Origin of the sequence: Falsiroseomonas oryzae (assembly GCF_027856955.1) — a bacterium.
Lineage (GTDB): Bacteria > Pseudomonadota > Alphaproteobacteria > Acetobacterales > Acetobacteraceae > Falsiroseomonas > Falsiroseomonas oryzae.
In genome coordinates this window covers 1-1,469 of the sequence record NZ_JAPSMD010000756.1, presented here as the reverse complement: position 1 = coordinate 1,469, position 1,469 = coordinate 1, and the positions used below count along the sequence as shown (strand labels likewise).

The following is a 1,469-nucleotide window of genomic DNA, read 5'->3' as shown; positions in this document are numbered from 1 at the left end:
GCAAGGGCCTCCGCGGCACGGCCGGCGGCCAGCAGCTCCGCCGTCTCGCGCAGCCGCTCCGGCGGGCGGAGCGGCGGCGGCAGCTTCACCCGAGGGCCGCCTGCAGCCAGCGCGCCCAGCCCAGCACTGCCGCGTCCTCGCCCAGGCGGCCGACCAGCTGCACGCCCATCGGCAGGCCCTTCGGCCCGGTGCCCGCGGGCACCGTGATGTTGGGGCCCAGCAGCATGGTCCAGAGCAGGTTGAAGGCCGGGTCGCCGGTCCAGCCCAGCCCTTCCGGCGCCTCGCCGGGGGCGCTCGGCGTCAGCAGCGCGTCGAGGCCGCCCATCAGGCCATAGAGCGCCGCCACCGCCGTGGTCTGCGCCTGCCGCGCCTGGGCCAGCAGCATCGCCGGCTGGGCCCGCGCCCAGTCCATCTTCTCGACCAGCACGGGCGAGAGCTGCGCGCGCGCCGTCTCCAGCTCCCACCGGATCGCCTGCGCGCTCTCCATGTTCATCAGCGCGGGGTGCAGCTCCGCCGCGCGCATCAGGATGGGCGGCAGGGGGAACTCCACCACCTCCGCGCCGGCCTTGCGGGCGGCCTCCGCGGCGCGGTGCAGCAGCGCGACGGTCTCGGGCGCCGCCTTGTCCGGCTCCGGCCCCAGCGTCAGGCCGAAGCGCGGCGCGCGGCCCGGCTTCGCCTCGGGATCGCCGAAGTCGCGGCCGCTCATCGCCGCCATCGCCAGCGCGCAGTCGGCCACGGAGCGCGCCAGCACGCCGATCGTGTCCAGGCTCTCGCTCATCACCTTCATGCCGGCGCGGTGCAGCGTGCCGAAGCTGGGCTTGAAGCCGACCACGCCGCAGAAGGCGGCCGGCCGCACGATGCTGCCGGCGGTCTGCGTCCCGAAGGCCAGAGGCACCATGCCATCCGCCACCGCCGCCGCCGAGCCGGAGGAGGACCCGCCCGGCGTATGCGCCGGGTTGGCCGGGTTCGCCGTTGCGCCGGGGTGTCGTGTCGCGAACTCCGTGGTGACCGTCTTGCCCATCACCACGCCGCCCGCGGCACGCGCCGCGGCCACCGCCGCCGAATCGGCACGCGGGCGCCAGCCCGCCCAGATCGGGGAACCGTAGCCGCTCGGCATGTCGGCGGTGTCCAGCACGTCCTTCACCCCGATCGGGATGCCGTGCAGCGGGCCGGGGCGAGCCGCCGTGGCGGCGCGCCGGGCCAGGGCCGGGTCGAGATGGACGAAGGCGCGCACCTTCGGCTCGCGGTAGGCCGCCCGCGCCAGGCAGGCCTCCATCAGCGCGGCGGGCGTCAGGCGGCCGGCGGCGATGGCGCGGGCGGCCTCGGTGGCGGTCAGGCGGTTCGGCTCCATGCCGGCATCACGCCACGTCTCGTGCCGGCACGGAAGCCGGGCCGGATGTTCCGCGGGCGATCGCGGGCTGGCCGGGTCGCCCGCCCCGCCCCACATTCCCGCCATGCCCGACACCGCG

Annotated in this window: 1 protein-coding gene; it reads right to left on the bottom strand. The window is 76.9% G+C overall.

Going from position 1 to position 1,469, the window contains the following annotated elements; all coding sequences use genetic code 11:
• Window positions 1-85: 85 nt before the first annotated feature.
• On the bottom strand, window positions 86-1,469 hold a 1,384-nt coding region (locus OZN99_RS31395; protein ID WP_333779797.1), incomplete at its 5' end, for an amidase.